Genomic DNA, 21636 nt, shown 5'->3' with positions numbered 1-21636 from the left:
TGACTCGATGACGCAGACGCAGATCGCCGAGCGGGTCGGCATCTCGCAAATGCACGTCTCGCGATTGCTGGCTAAATCGCTGGCGCGGTTACGGGACGAGCTGGAATAACCGGTTCGGATCCTGGTTTTCGTCGTCGGCGTCCGGTACGTCATCTATCGACGCGGCCAGCGGCAGCACGTTGTCAGGATCGCAGATGCGAAGCAGCCGGGACACCGCCTTGTTAGGGACCACGGCCCAGCGCAGATTGGCACCCGCGCACTTGACGTTGATCAAGTGCAGCGCCGAAAAGCCAGCCGTGCCAAAGAATTCCAGCCGACTCAGGTCCAGCATCAGCGGTGTGGAGTGAGCCATGCACAGGTCGAAGTAGTCGGCGAGCTGACTGGCATTGGATGCGTCGAGTTCACCGTGGACAGCGACCACCACGCGAGACGAATCCCACTCCGCGGTGAACCGCGCGGAATGGTTCTCCCAGTCGGGCGGTGGAAGTGCCGCGTCGGTTTCACGAACCGGCGAAGCAAAGTTCGGGTGTAGAGCAGACATCTAGTGACTCCATCAGTCGACAAGCAAGCTGTGGATCACGTCAAGCGGTTGGCTTCCGCGCGTGAGGAGAAACTGGGCGAATCCAGCCTCCCCTTACGTCAATTAACGCTTAGAAAGGGCGGCTGCGAACTCAACCTGGTTAAGACACTACCCCGACCACTGTGCGCCCACAACGTATGAGAGTGTTTCTCAGAAAGCCTGGTCGGGTGGTCGGTGGCGTCAGCTCGAATCATGTTCAGGCGCAACGATTGCGGCGGCAAAACGCCGAACCGACTCGGCTGCGGCGCCGGCCGCGTCGTCGTGGCCGGCCCGCGCTCGGGCGGCGATCGCTCCGGTCGCCGGATCCAGCGTCACCTCGGCCAACAGCTCACCGGTGGTGGGCTCACACACCGCCCACGAGTAGCGCGAGTCCGCGGTCCACTGGGCGTCCCTGCGTGCGACGTACTCCGGGTCGGTTTCGCCGAGATCGGCCAGCGCGGGACGGTCGTCGATGCGGTCGTCGGCCCGCAGGCTGCGCAGATACCACTGCCCGGCGTTGATCTCGACGGGGTCCACAGTGTTTGACGAACGCTGCGGCCGCGTTACTTGATCTCGGCGAGCACGGTGCCCTGGGTGATGGCCGCCCCGGTTTCGACGGCCAATCCGGTGATCACGCCGTCCTTGTGCGCGGTGACCGGGTTCTCCATCTTCATCGCCTCCAGCACGACGACCAGGTCGCCGGTCGAGACCTCTTGCCCCTCTTCGACGGCGACCTTGACCACGGTGCCCTGCATCGGGGCGGTCACCGCGTCGCCGGACGCCGCAGCGCCGCCGTGTGCGCCACGCTTGCGCGCTTTGGGCTTCTTGCGGATGACGCCGGCCGCGTCGCCACCGCCGCCGTTGGACAACGCAAGGTCACCCGGCAGCGAGACCTCGAGCCGGCGGCCACCGACCTCGACGACCACCTTCTGCCGCGGCAGGGCTTCGTCTTCGTCAAGAGGTTCGCCGCCGGTGAAGGGTTCGACGGTGTTGTTCCACTCGGTCTCGATCCAGCGGGTGTGGACCGTGAAGCCATTGCCGTCGCCGATGAATGCCGGGTCGGACACCACGGCGCGGTGGAATGGAATGACGGTGGCGAGTCCCTCGACGTGGAATTCGTCCAGCGCGCGGCGTGACCGCGCCAAGGCCTCCTCGCGGGTGGCGCCGTACACGATCAGCTTGGACAGCATGGAGTCGAACTGGCCGCCGATCACCGAGCCGGCCTCGACGCCGGAGTCCAGTCGGACACCGGGCCCGGTGGGGATGTCATAGCGGGTGACCGGGCCGGGTGCCGGCAGGAAGCCGCGTCCGGCGTCCTCGCCGTTGATCCGGAACTCGATGGCGTGTCCGCGCGGGGTGGGGTCTTCGGTGAGGTCCAGTGTCTCGCCGTTGGCGATCTTGAACTGCTGCAGCACCAGGTCGATGCCCGCGGTCTCCTCGGTGACCGGGTGCTCGACCTGAAGACGGGTGTTGACCTCGAGGAACGAGATCAGCCCGTCCTGGCCGACCAGGTATTCGACGGTGCCGGCGCCGTAGTAGTGCGCTTCCTTGCAGATCCGCTTGGCGGATTCGTGGATCTCCTTGCGCTGCGCGTCGGTCAGGAACGGCGCGGGCGCCTCCTCGACCAGCTTCTGGAAGCGGCGCTGCAGCGAGCAGTCGCGGGTGCCGGCCACGATCACGTTGCCGTGCTGGTCGGCGATCACCTGTGCCTCGACGTGGCGCGGTTTGTCCAGGTAGCGCTCGACGAAGCACTCACCGCGGCCGAACGCCGCGACCGCCTCGCGGGTCGCCGAGTCGAACAGCTCGGGGATCTCCTCGATGGTGCGGGCCACCTTCATGCCGCGCCCGCCGCCGCCGAAGGCGGCCTTGATCGCGATCGGCACGCCGTGCTCCTTGGCGAAGGCGACCACCTCGTCGGCGTTCTTCACCGGGTCGGGGGTACCGGGCACCAGCGGAGCCTGCGCGCGGGCGGCGATGTGGCGCGCGGTGACCTTGTCGCCGAGGTCGCGGATCGACTGCGGGCTCGGGCCGATCCAGATCAGCCCGGCGTCGATCACCGCCTGGGCGAAGTCGGCGTTCTCGGACAGGAAGCCGTAGCCGGGGTGAATCGCGTTGGCGCCGGACTTCTCGGCGGCCTCCAGCAGCTTGCCGAAGTCGAGGTAGGACTCCGCGGAGGTCTGACCACCCAGCGCGAAGGCCTCGTCGGCCAGCTTCACGTGCGGAGCGTCGGCGTCCGGCTCGGCGTACACCGCCACACTGGGCAGACCGGCGTCCTTGGCCGCGCGGATCACCCGCACCGCGATCTCACCGCGATTGGCGACGAGAACCTTGGCGATCGTCGAGCTGGCGTGACTAGGCACTGCGCCTCCTGGGAGTGAACACTTCTCACGTGTCTAAGAGAAATTCTTACAAGTCGTGTCGGGGGAAGTTTAAGCGGCGCGCCGTGGGCGACAAGACCCGGTGTCTACTTCAGCCGGAATCGCGCAGTCGGCGCTTGATTCGGGCCAACATCGCCGACATTCCACGCAGCCGCAGCGGGCTGATCATGGCCGCTAAACCGAGGTCGGTGTAGAAGTCCTCGGGGACCGCCAGGATGTCGGCGGCAGGCTGTTCATCGAGCCCGGTGGCAAGGATCGACGCGAAGCCGCGGGTGGTCGGCGCCTCGGGGGGCGCGCTGAAATACAGCCGCACCCGTTCCGGGTCATGGGCGTCGACGTGCAAAAACAGCGGCGACTGGCACTCGACCACCGGCTCCATCGCCGCCTCTTCGAGGTCGGCGGGCAACGCCGGAAGGTCGTTGGCGAACTCCAGCAGCAGGTTGAGCTTGTCCTGGCCTTCGACTTCGGCGAAATCGGAGAGGACCTCGGCCAGCGGCGCGGGCATGCTCATCAGGCGGGGACGGTTCCGGGGCTTTCACCGGCGACGATCGGCACTCGCACGGCGTTACCCCATTCGGTCCACGAGCCGTCGTAGTTGCGTACGCCGGGGATGCCGAGCAAATGTGTCAGCACGAACCAGGTGTGGCTGGACCGCTCGCCGATGCGGCAGTAGACGACGGTTTTGTCGTCCGGCTCGATGAACCCGTAGAGCTCCTCGAGCTCGTCCCGGCTGCGGAACCGTCCGCTGTCGTCGGCGGCCTTCCCCCACGGGATCGACCGGGCCGACGGGATGTGGCCGGCGCGCAACGCGCCTTCCTCGGGATAGTCCGGCATGTGGGTGCGCTTGCCGGTGTACTCCTCGGGCGAGCGCACGTCGATCAACGGCTCGGAGCCCAGGACGGCCAGCACGTCGTCTTTGAACGCGCGGATCGGTGCGTCGTTGCGCTCCACGACGGGATAGCCCTTGGAGGTTCGGCTCGGAACGTCCAGCGTGGTGTCGCGCCCGTCGCGGGTCCACAGGTCGCGTCCGCCGTTGAGCAGCCGCACATCCGGGTGACCGAACAGCGTGAAGACCCACAGCGCGTAGGCCGCCCACCAGTTGCTCTTGTCGCCGTAGATCACCACGGTGTCGTCGCGTGAAATCCCTTTGCGGTCCATCAGTTCCGCGAACTGCTTCCCGTCGATGTAGTCGCGCACCCGTGGGTCGTTGAGATCGGTGTGCCAGTCGATTTTGACCGCCCCGGGGATGTGGCCGACGTCGTAGAGCAGCACGTCTTCATCGGATTCGACGATGGCCAGTCCCGGCCGGCCCAGGTTGCCGGCCAACCAGTCGGACGTGACCAGCCGTTCCGGGTGGGCGTAGGCGCTCAGCGTCGGGCTGGGATCTGCTGGTAGAGGCACACTATGAGCCTACCTGCCGGTTCGCGTCGGCTGCCGCGGCGTTGACGCACGCGACAGTCACCCGTCAGCCCGAGTTGGCCAGCCAGAGTTCAGCGACCGACACACCGACACGTTCCAGCAGCACCCTGGTGTGCGGCAGGCTCAGGCCAATCACGTTGGACGGGTCGCCTTCGATGCGGTCGACGAACCAGCCACCCAGTCCGTCCAGCGTGAATGCTCCGGCAACCGCCAACGGCTCGCCGCTGACGAGATAGGCATCCAGATCCGCGGCCGTCGGTGTGCCGAAATGCACTGTGGTGACAAATGATTCGGCTGCTCGCCGGCTGATGTTGCCGGCGCGTAGCCGGACCACGCAGTGTCCGGTGTGCAGCTGACCGGAACCGCCGGCCATCGATTGCCACTGGCGTCGCGCCGCATCGGTCGATGCGGGCTTGCCGGCCAGTCGGCCGTCGATGTAGAGCATCGAATCACAGCCAATGACAACACAATCCGCGGCAACCACGGTGTCCACGATCGTCGCGACGTGATCGGCCTTGGCCTCGGCGAGGCTGCGAACCACGTCGCCCGGAGCGGCGTCGGGTCCCAGCCCGGCGATGATCGCGTCCTCGTCCACGCCCGACACAACGACCAACGGCTCGACACCGGCCTGACGCAGCACCCGCAGCCGGCCCGCCGAAGCGGAGCCGAGCACGACGCGGGTCAATTGCGCCAGTCTCGCCGCATGTGAGTCCGTTGCACCAGGGTGAGCTTCTGCCAGCTGAAGATCGAGTAACGCAGTTTGTCGACCGGCAGTCCCCACCGGCTGACCTCCCGCTGACCCACCTCACCGCTACCGCCCCCAGCGCTGCCGAGCACCGCGATCAGCGCGGCCACCTCGTCGTCGGTTGGGTTGCCCTTGAGCACCCGGATGTGCGGCTCGTGTGGTTGTGCGGCGTCGGGCGTTTCGATGTCGTCGCTCACCGGGGACCGACCGTTCGTCTCGTTCCCGTCACTCACTGCGTTCGTTCCACTCACTTGACTCACAGCGGAATGTTCCCGTGTTTCTTCGGCGGCGTCTGGGCGATCTTGCGCTCCAGCAGGCGCAGCGCCGTCCCGATGTAGCCACGGGTGTGCGACGGCGGGATCACCGCGTCGACGTAGCCTCGCTCGGCCGCGAGGTAAGGGTTGACCAAGTGGTCCTCGTACTCCTGCTGCAACTCCAGCCGCAGCGCGTCGACGTCCTTGCCCTCCTTGGCTGCCTCGCCGAGTTGCTTGCGGTAGACGAAGCCGACCGCACCCGAGGCACCCATCACGGCGATCTGCGCGGTCGGCCAGGCGACGTTGACGTCGCAGCCCATGTCCTTGGAACCCATGACGCAATAGGCGCCGCCGTAGGCCTTGCGGGTGATCACGGTGATCTTGGGAACGGTGGCCTCACCGTAGGCGTACAGCAGCTTGGCGCCGCGGCGGATGATGCCGTTGTATTCCTGACCCGTGCCCGGCAGGAAGCCGGGTACGTCGACCAGCATGACCACCGGGATGTTGAAGCAGTCGCAGGTGCGCACGAAGCGCGCGGCCTTCTCCGAGGCGTTGATGTCCAGGCAGCCGGCGAACTGGGTCGGCTGGTTGGCCACGATCCCGACCGAGCGACCCTCGATGCGGCCGAACCCGACCACGATGTTCTGCGCGTAGCCCTCCTGGATCTCCAGGAACTCGTCGTCGTCGAGGATCCGGCGGATTACTTCGTGCATGTCGTACGGCTGGTTGGCCGAGTCTGGGATCAGCGTGTCGAGCTCGAGGTCTTCCTCGGTCAGGTTGTCCTCGATGGCGCCCTCGGGAACCGGCACCGGATAACGCGGCGGATCGGTGAAGTTGTTGGGCGGCAAGTAGCTCAGCAGATCGCGGACGTAGTCGAGCGCGTCGTGCTCCCCGGAGGCGACGTAGTGCACGGTGCCGGACTTGGCCATGTGCGTGTGCGCACCGCCGAGTTCCTCCATCGTGACGTCTTCGCCGGTGACGGTCTTGATGACGTCGGGACCGGTGATGAACATCTGGCTGGTCTGGTCGACCATGATCACGAAGTCGGTCAGCGCCGGCGAGTAGACGTGGCCTCCCGCGGCGGCGCCCAGGATCAGCGAGATCTGCGGGATAACGCCGGAGGCCAGGATGTTGTTGTGGAAGATCTGGCTGTACAGGCCGAGTGAGACCACGCCCTCCTGGATGCGGGCGCCGGCGCCGTCGTTGATGCCGATCAGCGGCCGGCCGGTCTTGATGGCCAACTCCTGTACCTTGACGATCTTTTCGCCGTACACCTCGCCGAGGCTGCCGCCGAACACCGTGGCGTCCTGGCTGAAGACGCACACATCGCGGCCGTCGATGGTGCCGTAGCCGGTGACGACGCCATCGCCGAGCGGCCGATTCTTTTCCAGCCCGAAGTTGGTGCTGCGGTGCCGGGCCAGCGCGTCGAGCTCGACGAACGACCCCTCGTCCAGCAGGGCGTAGATGCGCTCGCGCGCGGTCAGCTTGCCCTTCTCGTGCACCTTGTCGACGGCGGCCTCACCCACCGGGTGCAGAGTCTCCTCGCTGCGCTTGCGCAGCTCGGCGAGCTTGCCCGCGGTGGTGTGAATGTCGATATGGTGCTCAGCTTGGGCCTCGACCGAGGTCTCGGAAGTCATGGCTGTCGATCTTAGCGGTTCCTTAGATTGCGATCTCCACCCCGCACGCGCGGCGCCCCGCGTGTCCCGCTGACGGACCTTTGTTCCGCGCGGCCGCCCGACGGTAATCTTCCACAGTTGTTGCCTTGATCGTCCCAACTGGACCGGGGGCCGGAGGTTCTCGCGTGGTGGAGTCGGACTCACTGAGATTGCCCTTGGATGTGGCGACCCTGCGCGTTGGGCTGGTCGGGCCCGGCATGCCGTGGCGTCAACTCGATGTCGTCGCCGAAACCGGTTCCACCAACGCCGATCTGCTCGCACGGGCCGAGGCCGGTGCCGACATCGACGGGTCGGTCTTACTTGCCGATTACCAGAGCGCCGGCCGCGGCCGCCATGGCCGGCAATGGTCGGCGCCGCCGAGGACACAGGTCGCCTTGTCGGTCGGAGTCGCCGGCGGCTCGGTACCCCGGACGGGTTGGGGATGGTTGCCGCTGGCCACGGGGGTCGCGGTGGCCGACGCGCTGGCCGCGCTGGGTGTCGAGGCCGGCCTGAAGTGGCCGAACGATGTGCTGGTGGGTGGCGGCAAGTTAGCCGGGATTCTCGCCGAGGTGGCCTCGCCGGCGCCGGTGATCGTGCTGGGCCTCGGGCTCAACGTGACGCTGACCGCCGAAGCAGCGCCGGACCCGGTGGCCACATCGCTGCTGATGCTCGGTTCATCGGCTACCGATCGAAATGCGCTGGCGCGCACAATACTTCGCGAGCTGGCAGTGCGCATCGACGCGTGGCGGACCGCAGGGGGCGCAGATCCCGCGTTGGTCGCCGACTATCAGCGCTACAGCGTGACGCTGGGCTCGCGGGTCCGGGCCAGCATGCCCGGTGACCGTGAGGTGGTCGGTGTCGCGCGGGCCGTCGACGAAACCGGGCGACTGTGTGTCGACACCGGCGGCCAGACGGTGACAATCTCGGCCGGAGACATCACGCACCTGCGTCCCAACGTCTAAGGTGCCAGCGTGGGCTACCCCGACAACGTGCTGGCTGGTGACGAGCACGTCGTTTTGCACCGCCACCCGCACTGGAAGCGACTTTTCTGGCCGGTCACCGTCCTGATCCTGGCGAGCGCGGCGGCGTCGTTCGGTTGCGCGGTGGTCAACGGCACCACGTGGGACCCGAGCGCCAAACGGGTCGTCTTCTGGGTCATCGGCGCGATCTGGCTGGTGCTCCTGGGCTGGCTGACGGTGTGGCCGTTCTTGAGTTGGCTCACTACACATTTCGTCATCACCGACCGGCGGGTGATGTTCCGGCACGGGCTGTTGAGCCGCAGCGGCATCGACATCCCGCTGGCCCGGATCAACAGCGTCGAATTCCGGCACCGGCTGATCGACCGGATACTGCGCACCGGCACGCTAATCGTTGAGTCAGCGTCCCAAGATCCGTTGGAGTTCTACGATATTCCGCGCGTCGAGCAGGTCCACGCGCTGCTGTATCACGAGGTTTTCGACACCCTGGGGTCCGAGGAATCGCCGAGCTGATCCGCCCGATTCCGGCGCGCCAGCCAAGCGCCCAGCAACGTGACCGTGCCGTTCGCTTCGACGTCCTCGAACACCTCGGCGATTCCGCCCGCGGTGAACGTCGATTCCAGCGCCTGGTCGCCACTTCGGGCGGATTCGACGGGGAACACCCAGCGCCGGAACGCCCAGAAGCGGAAGGCCATCTGCAGCAGGTTGCCGATGAGGTAGGCCGAGACGAAGTCGGCGATGTTCTCGACGGTCAGTGACACCATCGGCACCCGAAGGTCGAAAACGTAGCTGGACACCCACAGGGGCGCCATGCTCAGCAGCACCCCGACGCCGCTGAATGCGAAGAACAGCAGGGCCTCGTGGTGACGCTCGCGGCCGCCGCGGTCGCGGAAGCTCCACTCCCTGTTCAGGATGTACGACGCGATGACCGCGACGATGCCGGCGATGACCTTGGCGGTCACCGGCTTGGGCTCCAGGATCGTCAACTTCAGCGTGTAGAAAATCGCCGAGTCGATGATGAATGTCGTCGCACCGACGATCGCGAATTTGATCAGCTCGTGATGGCGCTCGGCATAGGGGCGGATCGGCCCCGGCAGTCGGGCGATCGTGGCATCGGCGAAGGACACAATGTCGCAGTCTACGTATTACTGATTAAGGGTGCTCTGTGACTGTGTCACAGCCAGCTAAATCACCCGTTCAGCGGCCATGACACCATGATTGCCGTGCCGAGTACCCCCAACGCTTCGCCCCAGGTCGCCATGGTCGGTGGGGGCCAACTGGCCCGGATGACCCACCAGGCGGCGATCGCGATGGGCCAGAGCCTGCGTGTACTGGCCGCTGACGCCTCCGATCCCGCCGCCCAGGTCAGTCCCGACGTGGTGATCGGCTCGCACACCGATCTCGAGGCGCTGCGTCGCGTCGCTGCCGGTTGTGCGGCGCTGACCTTCGACCACGAGCATGTGCCCACCGAGCTGCTGGAAAGGCTGGTTGCGGAGGGCGTCAACGTCGCGCCGCCGCCAGAGGCGCTGGTACACGCGCAGGACAAGCTCGTCATGCGGCGACGGCTGGAAGCCCTCGGTGCGCGGGTGCCGCGTTACGCAGCTGTCGAGCGACCAGAGGACGTCGATGAGTTCGCCCGACGGATAGACGGGCCGATCGTGGTCAAGGCGGTCCGCGGCGGGTACGACGGTCGCGGGGTGCAACTGGCCGCCGATCTGGCGCAGGCCCGCGCGATCGCCGGTCAATATCTAGATTCTGGCGTACCGGTATTGGTCGAGGAGCGGGTCGCGATGCGCCGTGAACTCGCGGCGCTGGTGGCCAGGTCGCCGTTCGGGCAGGGCGCGGCCTGGCCGGTGGTCGAGACCGTGCAACGCGACGGCATCTGCGTGTTGGTGATCGCACCGGCCCCGGCGCTGCCCGACGACGTCGGCGCGGCGGCGCAGCGGCTGGCGCTGAGCCTGGCCGCCGAGCTGGGCGTGGTCGGTGTGCTGGCCGTCGAGCTGTTCGAAACCGTCGACGGAGAGCTGCTGGTCAACGAGCTGGCGATGCGCCCGCACAATTCCGGGCACTGGACCATGGACGGGTCGCGGACCAGCCAGTTCGAGCAGCATCTGCGTGCGGTCCTGGACTACCCGCTGGGGGATACCGACACCATCACCCTTGTCACGGTGATGGCCAACGTACTGGGCGCGGCGCAAACGCCGACGATGTCGCTCGACGAGCGGTTGCACCACCTGTTCGCGCGCATGCCCGACGCCCGGGTTCATCTCTACGGCAAGGAAGAACGCCCCGGCCGCAAGATCGGGCACATCAATTTCCTCGGCACCGACGCTGCCGAGTTGGCAAACCTGCGTGAACGCGCGGAGCGCGCGGCACACTGGTTGTCAGACGGCGAATGGACGGACGGATGGGACCCGCATGAGTAGCGACGCCAGGGTTGGCGTGATCATGGGCAGCGACAGCGACTGGTCGGTGATGTCCGACGCCGCCGACGCGCTGGCCGAGTTCGACGTCGCCTACGAGGTAGGCGTGTATTCGGCGCACCGCACCCCGCAGCGCATGCTGGACTACGCGCAGCAGGCCGCCGACCGCGGTGTCGAGGTGATCATCGCCGGCGCCGGCGGCGCGGCCCACCTGCCCGGCATGGTGGCCTCGGCCACGCCGGTTCCGGTGATCGGCGTGCCGGTTCCACTGGCCAAGCTGGACGGGCTGGATTCGCTGCTGTCGATCGTGCAGATGCCGGCCGGGGTGCCGGTGGCCACGGTGTCGATCGGTGGGGCCCGCAATGCGGGTCTGCTCGCGGTGCGCATTCTGGCGGTGTCGGATCCCGCGCTGCGCAACCGGATCGTGGCTTTCCAGAAGGTGCTGGCGGAGTCGGTGCTGGCCAAGGATGCGGCGCTGAAAAAGCGTCAAGGTAAAGTTACCGGCGAGTAGCTAAGGAGGCTGGGATGGCTGGAGATCCGTCGTTCGATCTGTTCAAGCTGCCTGAGGAGCACGACGAGTTGCGGGCGGCGATTCGCGCATTGGCGGAAAAAGAGATCGCCCCGCATGCCGCGGACGTCGACGAGCAGCCCCGCTTTCCCGAGGAGGCGTTGCAGGCGCTGAACGCGTCCGGCTTCAACGCCGTACACGTTCCCGAGGAGTACGGCGGTCAGGGTGCGGACTCGGTCGCCGCCTGCATCGTGATCGAAGAAGTGGCGCGCGTCGACGCCTCGGCGTCGTTGATCCCCGCGGTGAACAAGCTGGGCACGATGGGCCTGATCCTGCGCGGTTCGGAGGAGCTGAAGAAGCAGGTGTTGCCGTCGCTGGCCTCCGATGGCGCGATGGCCTCCTACGCGTTGAGCGAGCGCGAGGCCGGCAGCGACGCCGCCTCGATGCGGACCCGGGCCAAGGCCGACGGGGACGACTGGATCCTGAACGGCACCAAGGCCTGGATCACCAATGGCGGCAAGTCGACCTGGTACACGGTGATGGCCGTGACCGACCCGGACAAGGGCGCCAACGGCATCTCGGCGTTCATCGTGCACAAGGACGACGAGGGATTCAGCGTCGGGCCCAAGGAAAAGAAGTTGGGTATCAAGGGTTCTCCGACCACCGAGTTGTACTTCGAGGACTGCCGGGTCCCCGGCGATCGGATAATCGGTGAACCCGGCACCGGGTTCAAGACCGCATTGGCCACGCTGGACCACACTCGCCCGACGATCGGCGCGCAGGCCGTGGGCATCGCCCAGGGCGCGGTCGATGCCGCGATCGCTTACACCAAGGACCGCAAGCAATTTGGCGAGTCGATCAGCACGTTCCAGGCCGTCCAGTTCATGCTGGCCGACATGGCGATGAAGGTGGAGGCCGCCCGGCTGATGGTCTACACCGCGGCCGCCCGGGCCGAGCGCGGCGAGCCGAACCTTGGCTTCATCTCGGCCGCATCGAAATGCTTTGCCTCCGATGTGGCGATGGAAGTCACGACCGACGCTGTACAGCTTTTCGGCGGGGCCGGATTCACCACCGACTTCCCGGTGGAGCGGTTCATGCGCGACGCCAAGATCACTCAGATCTACGAGGGCACCAATCAGATTCAGCGCGTGGTGATGTCACGCGCGCTGCTGCGCTGAGAGCGGCGCGAAGCAACTCACCGGTTCGTGACCAGTCCGCTACGTGCCTAATTGACTTATGTCAATCTGCTGTTGCCGCGCGTGCGAGGGCCGGTGAAGCTACAGTCGAAAATGGCATTAGTCCCGTAAATGCGTTTGCTGTGTTCGTGTCTGCACGTGGGCGCGCTCTTGTGAGTGTGCGACAGCCAGCTCGATTCATGGGGTAATCGCCCTATTTTTGCGACATGGCGCCGCAGGCGCGCAGCGAGGATGGGAGCCAACCTTGGGGTATGGCTTGCTGGAACGCGACGCGCCGCTGGCCCAACTGGGGGCGCTGGCGCGCCGGGTAGCTCGCGGCGGCCCCGGGGAAGTGGTGTTGTTGCGCGGGGAAGCCGGCGTCGGCAAAACCGCAGTGCTCGCCAAGTTCGTCGGCCAACTCGATTCCGGACCACGGGTCTTACGCGGTTGGTGCGACCCGCTGGGTGCGCCGCGCCCGCTCGGACCGTTAACCGATGCGCTGTCCGGGCTGGACGCCGCGGCGGGGGCCGGGCTGGCTGCGGCCGTCGACTCGGGGGATACCGCACGGATTTATCGACAACTGTTGGCGGCGTTGGGTGACCGCGACCGATGGGTGTGGGTGATCGAGGACGCGCATTGGGCCGACGGGGCCACCCTGGATCTGGTCCGATTCCTGGCGCGACGTATCGCAACGCTGCGCTTGTTGCTGGTGATCTCGTTCCGCGACGACGAACTCGCCGCCGCCCACCCGCTTGCTATCACCTTGGGAGACCTGGCGAACTACGCCGCGGTGAGCCGAATTGCTCTGGAGGCGTTGAGTTTACCTGCGGTGTCGGCATTGGCTGCCGGCAGCGGAGTCAATGCGGAGCGGTTACACGACGTCACCGGCGGTAACCCGTTCTTCGTCACCGAGGTGCTGGCCGCCGGACCGCATGCGCTCACCCGGAAAGGCCTGCCGCGCAGCATCTCCGAGGCGGTACATGGCCGGCTTGGGCGGTTGTCGGCCAAGGCGCGTGAAACGGCGCATGCGGTTGCCGTGTGCGGCCCGCGCGCCGAGGTCTCCTTGCTGGAGAAAATGTGCCCCGAGGCCCGGACTGCACTGCATGAGTGCCTTGATGCCGGCGTGTTGACCGCCGAAGGGGAACTGGTCGGCTTTCGTCACGAACTCGCCCGTCGGGCCACCGTGGCGCAGATCCCCGACTTCGATCGCATCGAACTGCACCGGCGGGCGCTGACTGCCCTGGCGCAGCCACCGAACGATCCGAATGCGCTGGCGGCGTTGGCATTTCATGCCGACGAGGCCGGTGAGATCGAAGCAACGATCCGCTACGGCATCGCCGCGGCCGAACGGGCGGCATCGCTGGGTGCCAATCGGGAAGCCGCGAGCTTGTATACCCTCGCGTTGCGCTGTACCGGCACGGCTGCCGATGACCGCCGCGTTGTCTGGCTGGAGCGACACGCGTTCGCCAGCTACCTGAGCGGGCAGGCCGAGCCGGCGGTCGCATCGTTGCGCGAGGCGATCACGTTGCGGCGCAGGCTCGGTGATCAGCTCGAAGAGGGCGACGGCCTACGGTGGCTGTCGCGTCTGCTGCAGCCGCTGGGGCGCGCCGACGAAGCCATCGATGCGGCGCACGCCTCGTTGCGGTTGCTGGAAGATCTTGGGCCGTCGCCGCAGCTGGCCTGGTCGCTGATCAACATGGCACACATCAGCGCGCTGGCGTTGGATCCGGTCTGCGCCGATTACGCGGCTCGCGCGCTGGCCCTCGCTCGCGAATTGCACGACCCAGCAGTCGATATCCGAGCCCGCGGCTATACGGCCCTGGCCACCGTATTCAGCACCGGCACCGGCTGGGACGAATTGGCGGGCGTCTGGCGAGAGGCGCTGTCGACCGAGGGGCTAGAAGAACACGCGGGGGTGCTGGGCGTCCTCATCTATTGGTATGCGGTGCTGCGCTGCGAGTTAGGCCGTGCCGAAGGCTATCTGGCTGAGGCGTCCAGCTTCTGCGATGAGCGCGACCTCGGCATGTTCAGCTCGCTGCTGACCGCCGCATCGACACTGGCGGCGTTGCACGGCGGAGACTGGGATCGCGCCGCCGTCACCGCCGAACAGATTGTCACCCGGCCTGAGCTCAGCCCACAGCACCGCATCCTGCCGCTGGTGACGCTTACTCTGCTCCGAGCGCGTCGTGGCCAGCCGCCGCCGGCTGCGCTGGTTGGTGAGACCGCTGCCGACACGCAACCCGGCAACCTGGTCCATCTCGGCGCGGTGTGGGCGGCCCGCGCCGAGGTGGCCTGGTTGGCCGGCGAAGACGAGGTGGCCCTCGCCGAAGCGCTGGCCGGTCTGGCGTGCTCCCCCGAACACGCCGATCCATGGCAGACAGGCCAGCTGCAACGCTGGGTTCGTTTGGCCGGCGGGACAATCGAGGCCATCGTCCAAGATCCGCTCACCCCGTTCGACTTGGAGATCAGCGGGCAATGGCAGCGTGCCGCCGAAGCATGGATGGGTCGCGGCTGCCGGTACGATGCGGCGCTGGCGAAACTCGGCGGCGACGTCTCCGCCGTGAAAGAGGCGCTGGCCACATTCCGCGAGCTTGGCGCCAAGGCAGCGGCCCGCCGCGCCCAGCAGCGGCTGGCCGTGTTGCGCGAGCGGGCCCCGCGGACGCGGCAGGCGGACAAGGATTCAGATCCCCACGCGTTGACCGGGCGCCAACGCCAGGTCTTCGACCTACTTGCCGCCGGGCTCAGCAACCCAGAGATCGCCGCCGAACTGCACATCAGCCCCAAGACGGTCGGCCACCACGTCGAGGCGATCTTGACCAAGCTGGGCGTGCAGAACCGCACCCACGCGGTTGCCTACGCGCTGCAACACCAGGCCGCCCTGCAAGCGAAGTCGTAGCTATGCCGTTGCGCCGGCCGCGGCTCCGCTCAGCCCCGCGGTCTCGACGCTGAGCAGGCTTTCTGCTTCGTGCTCTTTCCGGTACGCCTCGCCGCCGCCGTTCAGCCCGAACAGTCGTTTGCTCCAGAGCAGCCACACCACCGCGACGATGTTGACAGCGAGAGCGAAAAGCCGCAGCGCCGTGATCTTTTCGGTCAGCTCGTAGATTTCCAGCGGAAGGAACACGCTGGTGGCGATCACCGCGAAGTACTCGCCCCACCGTTGCATCAGCCACAATCCGACCGCCTCCACCAGCTCGATAGCCGCGTAGCCGACAAGACCCGCCGCGATCCACGTCAACGTCGATGATGACAGTGAGAATGCGTGCGAGATCGCGTGAATGATCTTGGAGTGATCCGGATTCCATCCGATCTGGTTTGCCAACGGCTTGAGCAACGGCAGATCTTGGTCGAACGCGTGGCGCAACCGCTCTCGTGACCCGTTGACCTTGAACACGCCTGCGGCTACTGCCAGAAAAATCACGGCCCGAAGCGCGCGCTCGATGGCGAGCGCACGCATCAACGTCCGATCCCGTAGGAAGCGCCCACGGGGAATTTCCGGTGCGGTGTTGGCCGGTCCGCTACGCCGCGGCGGGCCTACGACAAAGGTCTCGCAGCGCAAGCAACGCCAGGCTTCTCCGGCTGGGGTGTCGACCGTCAGACGCTCGCGGAGTTGCGGCTCATCGGGAGCGAAGGTCGCGTGTCCACGCAGTCCACACGAGCGCAGAGCAAAATCCACCATGAGGAGCACGCTACAGCGACTTCCCGCACGGCCAGCGGTATCGGCTAACGTGCGCGATCTGTACGGTGACCAGGATGACCAGCAACACACGTGAAGTCGTGCGTAATCAGCTACTGATTGATGCTCTCGGTGGCCCGATCGATCTCAATGCGGTGGATCGGCGGGTCAAACACCAGACTCCGGCGGCCACTCCGGTAGAGGTGCAGAACGAGACACTGGACGCCATTCGCGAATGGGTGAGCGACGAACTGTTCAGGATCGGCGCGCCCGTCGGCAAGACGCAACGCTTTGAGGCTTGGCATCATTCGCTCGACCATGCGCTGCACAAGATTTCTCACGTGTATGTCAAACACTATGGCGATCCCGAGAAATGGATGTTCTCGGCGTGGCTGTCGCTGACCGGAAAAGGCGAACTGCTGGCACGATCGCTCGAGGAAAAGGACCTCGACGGCTATCGCCCGAAAGCGACGTGAGTCGCAGCGCGCCGCGGGTCAGGCCCGCCACCGACGACGACCTCGAACGGGTCTGCGAGATCGTCAACCACTACATCGAGAAGAGCGTCTTCAACTTTCGGACCGAGCCGCAGACCGTCGAGGAGTTGCGCGCTCAGTGGGCGCAACGGCACCAGCGATTTCCCTGGCTGGTCGCGACCGACCAGGACGACGTCATCGGAGTGGCCTACGCGGGGCCGTGGAATGAGCGGGCCGCCTACCGTTGGACCGTCGAATCCACCATCTACGTGGATCCGTCGGCGCACCGGCGCGGGGTCGGTGACGCGCTCTACGCCGAGCTACTCAACCGCCTGCGCCAGCAGGGATTCCACAGCGCGGTCGCGGTGATCGCGTTGCCCAACGATTCGAGCGTCCGCCTGCACGAGCGGCACGGGTTCGCCCGCGTCGGACATCTTCTCGAGGCCGGTTACAAACACGACGCCTGGCACGACGTCGGCTTCTGGCAGTGCCTGCTGGGGTGACGACTAGCGTGCGCCGAGTTGCGCTGTGCAGTAATAATTTTCGGTCTGGCCGTCGTTTCGTTTCGGTACTGGCAGCCCGGCATCGGCCAGCAACTGTCCGGACCGCTGCCGGGTGGTCTGCCAACCGCGTTCGTCCAGATACGTCGCGACGTCGTGACGTTCGCCGCCGTACCAGAGGTCATCGATGTGAGCGTCCAGGCCCTGCTCGTACCACTTTTGCGCCGCGGTGTGCATGACCTCCAACGACTCCGTCGCGCTCAGGAAGATCTCGACGACCAGTCGGCTGCCGTCGGCGCTGAGCTCGGTGATGTTGTCCAGCAGGCGATCCTGAGCGTCCGGCGGCAGGAATGCGAGCAGGCCTTCGGCCACCCACACCGTGGGTCGGTGCGGGTCGAAGCCCGCCTGTCGCAAGGCCGCGGGCCAGTCGTCGCGCAGATCGATCGGTACCGTGCGCAGGTCGACGGTCGGCTCGGCGCCCGCTGCGGCCAGCGTGGTGGCCTTGAAATCGGTCACCTGGCGCTGGTCGATCTCGAACACCACCGTGTCGGCCGGCCAAGCCAGTCGGTAGCCGCGCGCATCGAGGCCGGAGGCCAGAATCACCGCTTGGCGGATGCCGGATGCCGTCGCGTCGGTGATGAATTGGTCGATCAGACGCGTGCGGATGGCCATCACGTCGGTCATCGGCTGCATGCCCCATGGATGGCCGGGAATGTCGACCTGGTCGGCGCTGAGCTCACCGTTTGCCCAGCGGGTGAAGAAGTCGACGCCGACCGCCCGCACCAGCGGTCCGGCATACGGATCGTCGATGAGCCCCGCTCGGGTGGCCCGGGCCCTGCCCGCGGCCACCATCGTGGCGGTGGCTCCCACACTCGTCGCCAGATCCCAGGTGTCGTTGTCCATGCGCGCCATGCACGCCAGGGTAGCGACCCGATCCTGGGAGTTTCCTTGTGACGGTGTGCCGCAACGCCGTTCTAGTCGCAGATCGGTCAACAATGGACAAGCACCGCACGGGGTGCACAACGGGGTCGGCGGAGGTGCTGGGGGCGGAACGTTCGGGTCAGGATCATCCGTCGCGAAAGTGTTGCGGGCGTTGGGCGGCCGCGGTCATCGACATCACTTAACGCATCGGTCAATTTCCATTCACTTTTCCTGGGTCGCGGCCGCGTACGGTACCGCCTTATGAGCGCACCTACGCCTGTGCCCGACTCCGGGGTGGCGTCAGACGGCAAATGGTCCCCCCGGCGGTGGGAGACCACCTTCATCAGCGTGACGAATGAATCCCTGCAGGTCGTCATCGACGAGGCGAATCGGCACACGAACGCGCACGGAGCCGAGGGGTGGGAGGTCGTCAACTCCTCGGTGCAGCGCGTTCAGGTCTCGCACCACTTCGCGGGCTACGACAAGGGCGGCGAGTTCTACTTCGAGTGGAGCATCGTCTGCACCATGAAGCGGCCGTTGGGGCCTGCCTGAGGTCAGCCCCAAGGTGTGGCGGGCGCGGCCCCGTTGCGCATTGACCTAACATCACCTGGTGACCGAATCCCGTTCGATCGGTGATCCGGCCAGCCTGGTCGCCGACGCCTGCTGCGCCGAAACCGAGCACTGCCAGCCCGTCGCGCACGATACCCAATGGCGGCACCGCGCGCAGTGGGCATGGCGGCTGGCCTGGGTCAGCATGGCGGCCATGCTCACCGAGGGCGTGGTCGGTCTGTGGCAGGGCCTGGCGGTCGGCTCGATCGCGCTGACCGGGTGGGCGCTGGGCAGCCTGCCGGAGGCGCTGGCCAGCGCAATGGTCGCCTGGCGGTTCTCCGGTGCACGCACCTCTTCGCCAACCGCTGAACGTCGCGCGCAGATTGGCGTCGCGTGGTCGTTTTGGCTGACCGCGCCGTATATCGCCGCGGAATCCATCCACCACCTGCTCGACCAGCACCACGCCGAGACTTCGGTGATCGGTATTGCGTTGACGGCTGCCTCGCTGGTGTTGATGCCGATCCTGGGCCGTCTGAAGCACTCCCTTGGCGAACGGCTGGGTTCGTCGGCCACTGCAAGCGAGGGCACCCAGAATTACCTGTGCGGTGCGCAAGCCGCGGCGGTCCTGGTCGGCCTCGCCTTCGTCGGAATCTGGCCCGCCTGTTGGTGGTTCGATCCGGTGGTCGGCCTGGGCATCGCCGCCGCCTCGATCTGGCAGGGCGTCAAGTCGTGGCGCGGCGAGGACTGCGGCTGCTGAATCCCGCGAGGGTCGTCAGTCTTCGTCGGCTGCGTCCGGTGACTCGTTGCCCCACGTGCTCGGCATCATCGGCATGCGGGGCGCGGCGCCGAAGTCGTCTTCGGCGAGCGTGGCCAGTCCGGTCGCCGCACCGGCGCTGACTTTGGTCGCGGTTCCGGAGAAGCCGAGCGGTCCGGCCCCTTGCGTCGAGGGGTATGCGGTCGGCTCGTCATCCAGATCCACGTATTCGTGGCCGCGCCCGAGACGTTCGACGCCTGCGCGTCGGCGCCTACCACCCGGCGTCTTCTTCGGGGCCGCTGCCGCAGCTGGGTTTTCGGTGTCCTCGGCCGGTTGCACTTCCTTGGCCTTGGCCGCCTGGTTTGCCGCTCTGCGCGCCGTCGCGGACAGGACCCCGACCATGTACAGGTAGCCCTGCATGGTGGCCAGCGGAGGGCCGGCCGGCGTCGGCGGCGGCGGTGGTGGCGTGTGCACCGGGGCCGCGGTCACCACCTGCGCCGGGATGGCGGCCTGCGCGGGAGCGGGCGTGGGCGCGGGGGTGGGGCCCGGTGGTGCCGCCATGGCGAGGGGCGTCGGAAGCGGGGGAATGGGCAGCGGCGGAATCGCAGCCAGCCCGGCCAGGCCGGCCAGGCCGGCGAAGCCCGCCAACGGTGCCGCCGCCAATGGAATCAACGGCACGGTCAACAGTGGCAGCACCGTGGGGATCAGCAGCACCACGGATTGGAGCAAGGTCTTCAGCAGTGCGATGGTGTCGGTGATGATCGTGCCGATCGCTTCGACGGTGTCGAGCACCAGCGTCACCCCGATAGCGAACGGGTTACCCGACGCGAACGCAGCGGTGAGGTCTGCTCCGATGAAAGAGAAGGTTTCGGACAGAAAGGCGACGTAGGAACCGATGTCCAACGGATAGCCGAGCGCGAACGCGACGTTGAACGGGCTGAGGAAGGCAAGCGGATTGCCGACCGCGGTCAGATATGGATCGATCCCGGACAGCAGCGATATGTAGTAGGGGTCGTTGTTGAGCGCATCGATCAGCGGCTGAATGACGTTGTTGTAGAAATCGGTGTAGCCGATCTGCTGCAACCAATCCATCCATTGCTGCTCGGTGTCGGGTGGCAACGTTGGGGTCGAATCGGCCGTCGACGCAGCGGAATTCGCTTTGACGACCTGCGGTGCCGGGGTGGTCTGCGGCGACGCCGCAACCGCAGCGCCGGAGATGGTTTGATAGGTGCCCATCACCGTGGCCGCCTGGACCCACATCCGCGCGTAATCGGCCTCGTTCAGGGCGATCGGAATGGTGTTGATGCCAAGGAAATTCGTCGCCAGCAGCACACCGTGAGTGATGTGGTTGGCGGCCAGCTCGGGCAGCGTCGGCATGGCGGCCAGCGCGGCGGTGTAGGCCGTCGCGGCCACCTCTTGTTGAGCGGCGGTCGCGGCACTGTCGGCGCTGGCCTGGGTCAGCCACGCCAGATACGGCACGTGTGCGGCGACGTAGGCCTCGGCGCTCGGGCCGTCCCACGTCCCGGCCTGCACGGTCTCCAAGACCGCGGTCAGCTCATCGGCAGTCTCGGTGTAAGTGACGCTCAACGAATTCCACGCCTGCGCGGCAGCGAGCAGGGAGCCCGGGCCGGGGCCGCTGCTCAGCAGCGCTGAGTGCACCTCCGGGGGCGCGGCCATGAAGATCGGGGCGGTCATCTGGCCTCCCTCCCGGACATTTCGGCCCTCGCAGACATTTCGGCAATCATGATGCGTCCTTCCCGCCGACGGTGCCGGGTATTTCGGTGAAAACGCAGTCACCGCAGAGTCCGCCTCCGGGCGTGCGGTAGTACAGGCAGCAACTGCTGCGGCGATAGTCGATCTCGCTGAAACTTATTGTGCTGAATAGTCTTTCGTCGGCGCATAGACGGTAGGCGAGTTGCCAACCCGGGCCGGGGGCGGCCGCCGCTCGATGGCGGTCATATTCCCGCGCCGCGCCCATCAGTGCCGATCCGGCGTTGCCGCGCAGCAACTCGGGCGAGACGTTGGTCAGCTGGTGCAGTGCCGTGGACAACGGCGTCAGGTGCCCGTCAAGGACGGCGTCAGCCAATCCGGTTTCCAGGTCGTCACCTCGCCAGACGACCGGGCGGGCGATATGCAACGCGATCCGGCCGCCGAATTCACCGAACAGCAACTCGTCGGCGCCGAGTGCGGGCAGCAGTCGGTGGCCGGCAACGGCGCCGATGCCGATCGACCACAGCCGCGCAGCGAGGCCGAGGGAGAAGATCGATGCGGCGACTCGTGGCTCCGCCGCACCGAGCCGGGCCTGCACCCGCTCGACGATGCCGCCCAGCAGGTCGCGATCGGTGTAGAGCTGATGCACGGAGCGCCAGCCGTTGTCGACGGGCCCGGTGCCGACGGCGAAATAGGGATTGATCTGCGCGATCTCGGCCAGTATGGCCGGTAGGTCCGCAGTGCTGGGCTCAGCGGGGGCCGAGAAACGACGTGACATCGACTCGTCAGCTCTCTCGGGATACACCGTCCCGGTTCGCAGTATGCGACGACGCGAGTGTCCTGGCTCTCGGATCGCTGCTCGCCTCGCCTTCCAGCTCGCGGCCGTGGCTAGTGAGGTTCGCTCCCCGATGACAGTGGCGGGACCGCGCCGGATTCGCACCGGCTTCCTACATCGTCATCGCC

Annotated in this window: 23 protein-coding genes, 1 pseudogene and 1 riboswitch; of the genes and pseudogenes, 11 read left to right on the top strand and 13 right to left on the bottom strand. The window is 66.7% G+C overall.

Annotation, left to right across the window (positions count from 1 at the left end; translation table 11 throughout):
- On the top strand, positions 1-109 hold a 109-nt coding region (locus VN856_RS01235; protein ID WP_325685347.1), incomplete at its 5' end, for a sigma factor-like helix-turn-helix DNA-binding protein.
- On the opposite strand, the gene VN856_RS01230 is transcribed toward VN856_RS01235, so the two are convergent.
- The 8 genes and pseudogenes from VN856_RS01230 to VN856_RS01195 form a co-directional block, all read right to left on the bottom strand.
- Entirely contained in the window at positions 89-541 is a 453-nt protein-coding gene (locus VN856_RS01230; protein WP_325685341.1) for an STAS domain-containing protein, read from the bottom strand. The two genes, VN856_RS01235 and VN856_RS01230, sit on opposite strands and share 21 nt — an antisense overlap.
- 219 nt (positions 542-760) lie before the next feature.
- A complete protein-coding gene (locus VN856_RS01225) occupies positions 761-1096 on the bottom strand; it encodes a hypothetical protein (RefSeq protein ID WP_325685339.1) in 336 nt (111 codons plus the stop codon).
- A gap of 26 nt (positions 1097-1122) precedes the next feature.
- Entirely contained in the window at positions 1123-2919 is a 1797-nt protein-coding gene (locus VN856_RS01220) for an acetyl/propionyl/methylcrotonyl-CoA carboxylase subunit alpha (protein ID WP_325685337.1), read from the bottom strand.
- 109 nt (positions 2920-3028) lie between these two features.
- A complete protein-coding gene (locus VN856_RS01215; protein ID WP_325685335.1) occupies positions 3029-3448 on the bottom strand; it encodes a SufE family protein in 420 nt (139 codons plus the stop codon).
- Positions 3448-4338 (bottom strand): sulfurtransferase, encoded by an 891-nt coding sequence (locus tag VN856_RS01210; protein ID WP_325685333.1) that lies wholly within the window; start codon positions 4336-4338, stop codon positions 3448-3450. The genes VN856_RS01215 and VN856_RS01210 overlap by 1 nt, the downstream gene beginning before the upstream one ends.
- A gap of 64 nt (positions 4339-4402) precedes the next feature.
- Positions 4403-5041, bottom strand: coding sequence for a nucleoside triphosphate pyrophosphatase (locus tag VN856_RS01205; RefSeq protein ID WP_325685331.1), 639 nt, complete (start codon positions 5039-5041; stop codon positions 4403-4405).
- A pseudogene (locus VN856_RS01200) lies at positions 5038-5382 on the bottom strand (acyl-CoA carboxylase subunit epsilon); the annotation flags it as partial. The pseudogene VN856_RS01200 and the gene VN856_RS01205, both read right to left, overlap by 4 nt.
- Positions 5358-6992 carry an acyl-CoA carboxylase subunit beta gene (locus VN856_RS01195; protein WP_325685330.1) on the bottom strand — a complete coding sequence of 545 codons (1635 nt, stop codon included), beginning with the start codon at positions 6990-6992 and terminating at the stop codon, positions 5358-5360. The gene VN856_RS01195 and the pseudogene VN856_RS01200, both read right to left, overlap by 25 nt.
- 164 nt (positions 6993-7156) lie before the next feature.
- Between VN856_RS01195 and VN856_RS01190 the strand changes: the two genes are divergently transcribed.
- Together VN856_RS01190 and VN856_RS01185 are read left to right on the top strand one after the other, a co-directional pair.
- Positions 7157-7972, top strand: coding sequence for a biotin--[acetyl-CoA-carboxylase] ligase (locus VN856_RS01190; protein WP_325685328.1), 816 nt, complete (start codon positions 7157-7159; stop codon positions 7970-7972).
- A gap of 9 nt (positions 7973-7981) precedes the next feature.
- Complete coding sequence (locus tag VN856_RS01185) at positions 7982-8500, top strand: PH domain-containing protein (RefSeq protein ID WP_325685326.1); 519 nt, start codon at positions 7982-7984, stop codon at positions 8498-8500.
- On the opposite strand, the gene VN856_RS01180 is transcribed toward VN856_RS01185, so the two are convergent.
- Positions 8455-9114, bottom strand: a complete 660-nt coding sequence (locus tag VN856_RS01180) for a GtrA family protein (protein WP_325685324.1) — start codon at positions 9112-9114, stop codon at positions 8455-8457. The two genes, VN856_RS01185 and VN856_RS01180, sit on opposite strands and share 46 nt — an antisense overlap.
- Positions 9115-9201: 87 nt before the next feature.
- On the opposite strand from VN856_RS01180, the gene VN856_RS01175 reads away from it, so the two are divergent.
- The 4 genes from VN856_RS01175 to VN856_RS01160 all read left to right on the top strand — a co-directional run bounded on the left by VN856_RS01175 (position 9202) and on the right by VN856_RS01160 (position 14989).
- Complete coding sequence (locus tag VN856_RS01175) at positions 9202-10413, top strand: 5-(carboxyamino)imidazole ribonucleotide synthase (protein WP_325685322.1); 1212 nt, start codon at positions 9202-9204, stop codon at positions 10411-10413.
- The gene (purE, locus tag VN856_RS01170) at positions 10406-10921 is read left to right on the top strand and encodes a 5-(carboxyamino)imidazole ribonucleotide mutase (protein WP_325685320.1); all 516 of its coding nucleotides are present in this window, start codon (positions 10406-10408) and stop codon (positions 10919-10921) included. The genes VN856_RS01175 and purE overlap by 8 nt, the downstream gene beginning before the upstream one ends.
- 14 nt (positions 10922-10935) lie before the next feature.
- Positions 10936-12096, top strand: a complete 1161-nt coding sequence (locus tag VN856_RS01165) for an acyl-CoA dehydrogenase (RefSeq protein WP_325685318.1) — start codon at positions 10936-10938, stop codon at positions 12094-12096.
- A 262-nt stretch (positions 12097-12358) separates the two neighbouring features.
- The gene (locus VN856_RS01160; protein ID WP_325685316.1) at positions 12359-14989 is read left to right on the top strand and encodes an ATP-binding protein; all 2631 of its coding nucleotides are present in this window, start codon (positions 12359-12361) and stop codon (positions 14987-14989) included.
- Here VN856_RS01160 and VN856_RS01155 read toward each other — a convergent pair whose 3' ends face one another.
- On the bottom strand, positions 14990-15769 hold the full coding sequence (locus tag VN856_RS01155; RefSeq protein ID WP_325685314.1) for a DUF2127 domain-containing protein: 780 nt from the start codon (positions 15767-15769) through the stop codon (positions 14990-14992).
- Between the two features lie 65 nt (positions 15770-15834).
- Between VN856_RS01155 and VN856_RS01150 the strand changes: the two genes are divergently transcribed.
- Together VN856_RS01150 and VN856_RS01145 are read left to right on the top strand one after the other, a co-directional pair.
- Positions 15835-16242, top strand: a complete 408-nt coding sequence (locus VN856_RS01150; RefSeq protein WP_414686845.1) for a hypothetical protein — start codon at positions 15835-15837, stop codon at positions 16240-16242.
- Positions 16239-16742 (top strand): GNAT family N-acetyltransferase, encoded by a 504-nt coding sequence (locus tag VN856_RS01145; protein ID WP_325685312.1) that lies wholly within the window; start codon positions 16239-16241, stop codon positions 16740-16742. Before VN856_RS01150 ends, VN856_RS01145 begins: the two co-directional genes overlap by 4 nt.
- 3 nt (positions 16743-16745) lie before the next feature.
- Here the strand turns inward: VN856_RS01145 and VN856_RS01140 are convergent, their stop codons facing one another.
- Positions 16746-17651 (bottom strand): class I SAM-dependent methyltransferase, encoded by a 906-nt coding sequence (locus VN856_RS01140; protein ID WP_325685310.1) that lies wholly within the window; start codon positions 17649-17651, stop codon positions 16746-16748.
- 270 nt (positions 17652-17921) lie between these two features.
- On the opposite strand from VN856_RS01140, the gene VN856_RS01135 reads away from it, so the two are divergent.
- On the top strand, positions 17922-18212 hold the full coding sequence (locus VN856_RS01135; RefSeq protein WP_325685308.1) for a hypothetical protein: 291 nt from the start codon (positions 17922-17924) through the stop codon (positions 18210-18212).
- 58 nt (positions 18213-18270) lie between these two features.
- Complete coding sequence (locus VN856_RS01130) at positions 18271-18966, top strand: cation transporter (RefSeq protein WP_414686844.1); 696 nt, start codon at positions 18271-18273, stop codon at positions 18964-18966.
- Positions 18967-18981: 15 nt separating this feature from the next.
- Here the strand turns inward: VN856_RS01130 and VN856_RS01125 are convergent, their stop codons facing one another.
- Together VN856_RS01125 and VN856_RS01120 are read right to left on the bottom strand one after the other, a co-directional pair.
- Positions 18982-20658: a PPE family protein gene (locus VN856_RS01125; protein WP_325685306.1), complete on the bottom strand. Its 1677-nt coding sequence runs from the start codon at positions 20656-20658 to the stop codon at positions 18982-18984.
- A 46-nt stretch (positions 20659-20704) separates the two neighbouring features.
- Positions 20705-21451, bottom strand: coding sequence for a (2Fe-2S)-binding protein (locus VN856_RS01120; protein ID WP_325685304.1), 747 nt, complete (start codon positions 21449-21451; stop codon positions 20705-20707).
- 35 nt (positions 21452-21486) lie between these two features.
- Positions 21487-21636, bottom strand: a riboswitch (cobalamin riboswitch). This riboswitch is flagged as partial in the annotation.

It is taken from the genome of Mycobacterium sp. (genome assembly GCF_035603715.1).
Lineage (GTDB): Bacteria > Actinomycetota > Actinomycetes > Mycobacteriales > Mycobacteriaceae > Mycobacterium.
Note: the sequence above shows the minus strand (reverse complement) of the source record. Positions and strands in the feature narration are given on the sequence as shown.